Origin of the sequence: Cyanobium sp. BA20m-p-22 (assembly GCF_024346275.1) — a bacterium.
Classification (GTDB): Bacteria; Cyanobacteriota; Cyanobacteriia; order PCC-6307; family Cyanobiaceae; genus Cyanobium_A.
Map to the genome: position 1 here is coordinate 1 of NZ_JAGQCQ010000280.1, position 5,123 is coordinate 5,123.

Below are 5,123 nucleotides of genomic sequence, written 5' to 3' on the forward strand. Positions count from 1 at the left end.
GACATCATCATGGTGAAGCCAGGCCTGGCCTACCTCGACATCATTTACCGGCTGCGGGGCGAAACCGAGCTTCCCATTGCCGCCTACAACGTCAGCGGTGAATACGCCATGGTCAAGGCGGCGGCAGAGAGGGGCTGGATCGACGAGCGAGCGGTGGTGCTGGAAACCTTGCTCTGCTTCAAACGGGCCGGTGCCGATTTAATCCTCACCTATCACGCCTGCGAGGCGGCCCAGTGGCTGAGGCAGGGTTAATTCCCTCAGCATGATTCCGCCAGTGTGAGGTAAGCGAGCAGTGTGGTTCACCAGGCAGTTACTCCGCGGCGCCTTGGGTGCTTTTGGCCTGTTTCTGCTCTCGCCGCAGCCGCTCTTCGCTCAGGGGACACCTGAGGCGCTCAGGCCTTTGCTGCGCAGCTTCGAGGCCTATGACCGCGATCTGGAGCGGTTGGATCGGGTGCTGCCGCCGGCCGATTCAGGCCGGTCGGCGGCACCGCTGCCCTCCCTGCCGGCACCGACCGCTGCCGCCCTGCCGCAGGAGCCCGCCGATGTGGCCATCACGCGCCGGCTGAAGGTGGATCTGCAACAGGCGATTGACCTGGCTGTGCAGAACGATCCGCTGCTGCTGCAGCAGATCGCCGGGGTGGAGGAGCAGCAGGGCTGGCTGCGCTCGGTGCGAGGGCGTTTCACTCCGGTCGTTGGCCTTGATCTCGGCGTTGTCTACAGCCAGGAGGCTGGCGGCAACAAGGCCTGGAAGGGCAATGGAGACGTTTCCGGTTACGGGCCCAACTCCCCCTTCTATGTCCCCACTGGCGGGACGAACAGCTATCAGACCAACATCGGAGCGGGCTTTGCCGGCCTATACCTGGTCTATGAGTTGCTGAGCTTCGAGCGCAGTGCTGCCCTGGCGGAAGTCACGGCTGATCTGGAGGTATCGCGTCAGCGTTACGCCGATCGACTGCGCCAGCTGCAGCTCGATGTGAGTGAGGCGTACTACCGCCAGCAGCTCGCCGATCAGCTGCGGCGCATCCGCCAGGTGGTGGTCGATAACGACCAGGTGATTCTGGATCAGGTGCAGGCGTTGAAAACGGCTGAGCTGGTGCCGCGGGTGGATCTGCTGCGGGCGCAGGCCCGGCTGCAGCAGAGCCGCTTCCGCCTGGAGCAGGCCGAAGCCCTGCGGCTCAGCAGTCAGCGTCGCCTCAGCAATCTGGTCAACGTTCCCTTCACCGTGACGCTGGAGGCCCGCGAGGCCGTGCGGCTGCAGCCCCCCTGGCCCCTGGATCTGCCGGAGACCATCGTGCGGGGATTTGCGGACAACCCCCAGTTGCAAGCTCTGGAGGCGGCCCGCATCGCCTTGCTGCGTCAGGCGGATCGGCGTGCTGCCGAGCTGCTACCCCGCATCGGTTTGTTCGCTACCGCTGGTTACCGCGCGGCCCAGAGCATCTCGCCTGTCATCGATTTGGAAGGGTGTTGCAAGGGGCCAGCCTTCATTCCCGGGCTGAACAGCTACAGCGGCGACTGGTCGGCCGGCCTATCGCTGGAGTGGCGCCTGTTTGATGGCGGCATCACGGCCGGGGCGGTGGCGGCCAGCCGCGCTGCGGCGGAGCGCACGTTGCAGAGCGAAGCAGCTGAACGCAATGCCATTCGTCAGCGACTGGAGAACGCCTACTACGACCAGCGCGCCGCCCTCAGTCAGATCATTGCGGCCAATGCTTCCTTCCAGGCTTCGCGAGAGGCCTATCGCGATTCGCGCGCGCGCTATGAATTCGGGCTGGCGGATTACACCGATCTGGCGGACACAATTCAGTCGTTGACCACGGCGATGGAGCAGCGGGCAGAGGCCACGACCCTCGCCAACCTGAGCTATGCCCAGCTGCTGCGGGAGCTGTTGCCCGTGTCCCGGCAGCCCGGCGGGCCGGTGCTGCTGCCGATTGACCTGCCGGCCGATTAACGGCCCAGCGTGTTGACCGTGGCGTGGGCGGTGGCGCCTGCCCGTAGCGGGTGCCGGCTGTTCTGCTCCATGCGGATGCGCACCGGAAAGCGCTGGGGCACCTTCACCCAGTTGCCGGTGGCGTTCTGCGGTGGCAGCAGCGAGTAGTAGGCGCCGCTGCCCTGGCTGATATTGATCACCCGGCCCTCAAAGACCACCCCTGGATACATGTCTAGGCGGATCCGGGCCGGCATCCCATCGCGGATGCGATGGATCTGTGACTCAAGGTAATTGGCATCCACCCACCACTGAGTGTTGTCAACCAGCATGAACAGCGCCTGCCCGGGTTTCACGTATTGGCCGACGCGGATGCTGAAGTTGTTGCTCACGAAGGCGTCCATCGGCGCGTAGTACCGCGTGTAGTTGAGATTCACGCGAGCGTTGCCTACGGCGGCGCGCAGCGCTTTGATATTGGCCTCCTGCTCTCGAATCCGTTTCTCCAGGCGTGAGATCTCCAGCTTGGCGCTCTTGACCTCTGCCCTCGCCTCGAGCTTGGTGGCCTCGAATTCCTGCTCCTTCTCCAGTGCTACGACCTGTTGCTGCTGCAAATAGGCATAGCGCTGCTGGTTGAGATCAACGATCCATTGATTGGCCTGCTGGTCGTTCAGCGCTTGTCGAGCTTTGAGTAGCTGATCTTCCAGGCCCGCCCTCTGGGCGATGGCCGCCTCCAGCTGGTGCTCCTGTTGCGCCATGCTCAGTTGAAAGGGGAGCGGTACGATTTCGTAAATCAGCTGCCCTTTCTTCACAAAGTCATTGGGCTCTGTGTGAATGCTTTTGATGTAGCCCTCCACATACGGTGACACGGTCACGGTGTAAGCGTGAACGTAGGCGTCGTTGGTGCTGGGGCGGTAGTTGTTGTAAGCGAAGTAGCCGACCAGTCCTGCCGCCGTCAAGGCGATCGCCCCGCCGGCGATCAGCTGGGTGCGCCGCGGCTGGGCTGTGCGGTTGGCTGGGGGCATGCCGGTGGCGCTCACGAGGGTATCCGCTGCACGCTGTTGGCCGGAGCTTAGGGGGCGCTGCCGGGTCTGGTCTGTGAACTCCCGCTGCGATGCAGCATCGGCAGACCGGCAAGCACCAGCAGCGCCAGGCCCACCATGGTGGCGATGTTGATGAAGGACACCACCTCCACCTGCTGGCTGATCGCCTTGTTCATCAACTCCAGGGAGCCCTGCGACCAGCCGTCACCGCCGCTGCCCATCGGATGGCCGCTCAGGGAGCTTTGGAAGGCGTCGAGTGCCGGGTTGCCGGCGTTGATCTGCTCGCGGAAGCGCTCCCAGCTGCCCTGGCTTGTGGCCGTGATGATGGCTGCGGTGACGCCGCCAGAGAGGGCCTTGAAGATGTTGGTGCAGAAGAACAGAACCGAGCTGGCGCTGGTCATCAGCTCGGCCGCCATGGTGGAGAACGACATCTGAATCTCCAGGCAATTGATCAGGGCGAAGCACACGCCCACCGCCATCAGCTGCAGGCTCAGCGTGCTGTTGTCCTGCTGGGCGCTGGTGTTGGCCATCCACAGTGCTGTGCAGGCAAAGCAGAAGATCGCCATGGCACAGAGCTTCTTCTTGGCTGGAATCGTGGCAGCGATCAGGTGCGGGCTGACCCCTGGGGTGACCATCAGGCCGGTGGCCATGGTGGTGGCCACAAAGGGGATGAAGGTCCAGGCATAGTTCTCGATGGTGTTCTCCGTCACCACCACCAGAAAGCGGGGCACGATCGCGAACACCATGAACAGAAAAAACATCACGGAGCTCAGGTTCACGACGCTTATGCAGTAGTTGACGTCCTGGAAGATGCGCAGATTGATCAGCTTCGGCACCGCCGCCACTCGCCAAGCGAATAGGCCGAGCAGCAGCAGCGCGCTCCACAGCAGCACCACATAGGTCGGGCTGGCGAACCATTCACGCTGGTTGCCCACCACTAGCGAGAGCGCCAGCAACCCGAAGCCGCCGCTCATCAGCCCATAGCCCAGCCAGTCGATCTCGGCCTGCGGGTTGCCGGGGGTGGCCGGCATCAGCCGGGCGATCACTGCCACCGCTGCCAGGGCCGCCAGGCCCAGGCCCGCATAGAGCACCCGCCAGCTGGCGTACCAGGTGACAAAGGCGGAGAGAGGGATACCGAGGCTGGAGCCACTCACCAGCGCCAGCGCGACCAGCCCTTTGCCCATCGGCGCGTTTTTCTCCCCCAGCTGACCGCCCAGATAGCCCCCCGCCGCTGCCGGAATCACTCCGGCGCCGAGTCCCTGCAGCACCCGCATGGTGATGAACAGCTGCGGATCGGTGGCGCTGGCGCTGATCAGGCAGGCCACACCGAAGAGCCCCGGCCCCAAAGTGGCGATCGCCTTCGCGCCCACCCGTTCCTTCAGGCTCCCCAACAGCGGCATGATCAGCGCTGCTGGCAATAGAAACGCCACCATGAACCACACAGACATGTAGGGGGTCCCCCCCACATCGCCGCTCACATAGGCGTGGGCTGGTACGCCAACGGAGTCGGTGGAGAAGAACACCAGTTCCAGCACCAGGAAGCAAATGGCCACCACGCCGCGATTGGTGAGCCATAAGCTGCTGGGCTGACCCGGTGAGGCAGGTTGCACGGAGCGGATGGCATGGGCGGCCTCAGTTTCTCCCCGCCATGTCGACAATGGAAGGATTCACACCGCTGCCACTCCGCTGCCCATGTCCGTCAGCCACCGACTCGGTCACGTCGCCCTGCGGGTCCAGAACATGGAGCGGGCTGTGGCGTTTTATCGCGGGCTGGGGTTACGCCTCACCTGGCAGGCCGACGACTGGGCCTATATGGAATGGCCAGGCGGCGGCACGGGGATCGCGCTGCTCAGCGAAAGCTACCGGGCCGCAGGCCCCCACTTCGCTTTCCACTTTCACCAGCGCTCGGAGGTGGATGGGGTTCACGCCAGCCTGGTGGCGGCCGGCCACAGCTGCGGCCCGGTGCACGACCACCGCGATGGCACGGCCTCCTTCTATCTGCAGGATCCGGAAGGCAACTGGCTGGAGATGCTCTACGAGCCCGCCGGCGGAATCCCCTCCAACCTGCCCGGCTGACCAAGTCCTCCAAGGGGCCTGCGGCCGGCCTCTCCAATGGTGATCAGTTCCTTCAGCCAGCTATCGAAGCTCGCCAGATCGGCGCT

The 5,123-nt window shown here is 64.3% G+C and carries 4 protein-coding genes and 1 pseudogene; 3 read left to right on the plus strand and 2 right to left on the minus strand.

Annotation, left to right across the window (positions count from 1 at the left end; translation table 11 throughout):
* Both KBZ15_RS18130 and KBZ15_RS18135 read left to right on the plus strand, forming a co-directional pair.
* Positions 1–252, plus strand: a pseudogene (locus KBZ15_RS18130) (porphobilinogen synthase); the annotation flags it as partial.
* 40 nt (positions 253–292) lie between these two features.
* On the plus strand, positions 293–1,945 hold the full coding sequence (locus KBZ15_RS18135; RefSeq protein WP_255016621.1) for a TolC family protein: 1,653 nt from the start codon (positions 293–295) through the stop codon (positions 1,943–1,945).
* Here KBZ15_RS18135 and KBZ15_RS18140 read toward each other — a convergent pair.
* Entirely contained in the window at positions 1,942–2,958 is a 1,017-nt protein-coding gene (locus tag KBZ15_RS18140) for an HlyD family secretion protein (RefSeq protein ID WP_255016622.1), read from the minus strand. The two genes, KBZ15_RS18135 and KBZ15_RS18140, sit on opposite strands and share 4 nt — an antisense overlap.
* A 32-nt stretch (positions 2,959–2,990) precedes the next feature.
* Positions 2,991–4,514, minus strand: a complete 1,524-nt coding sequence (locus tag KBZ15_RS18145) for an MFS transporter (RefSeq protein ID WP_255016623.1) — start codon at positions 4,512–4,514, stop codon at positions 2,991–2,993.
* A gap of 139 nt (positions 4,515–4,653) precedes the next feature.
* Here KBZ15_RS18145 and KBZ15_RS18150 point away from each other — a divergent pair, with 139 nt between their 5' ends.
* On the plus strand, positions 4,654–5,037 hold the full coding sequence (locus KBZ15_RS18150) for a VOC family protein (protein WP_255016624.1): 384 nt from the start codon (positions 4,654–4,656) through the stop codon (positions 5,035–5,037).
* Positions 5,038–5,123: the final 86 nt, after the last annotated feature.

Excerpts from the sequence above, each read along its gene's own strand:
- KBZ15_RS18150 (WP_255016624.1), top strand. The coding sequence starts at position 4,654 with ATGTCCGTCAGCCACCGACTCGGTCACGTCGCCCTGCGGGTCCAGAAC.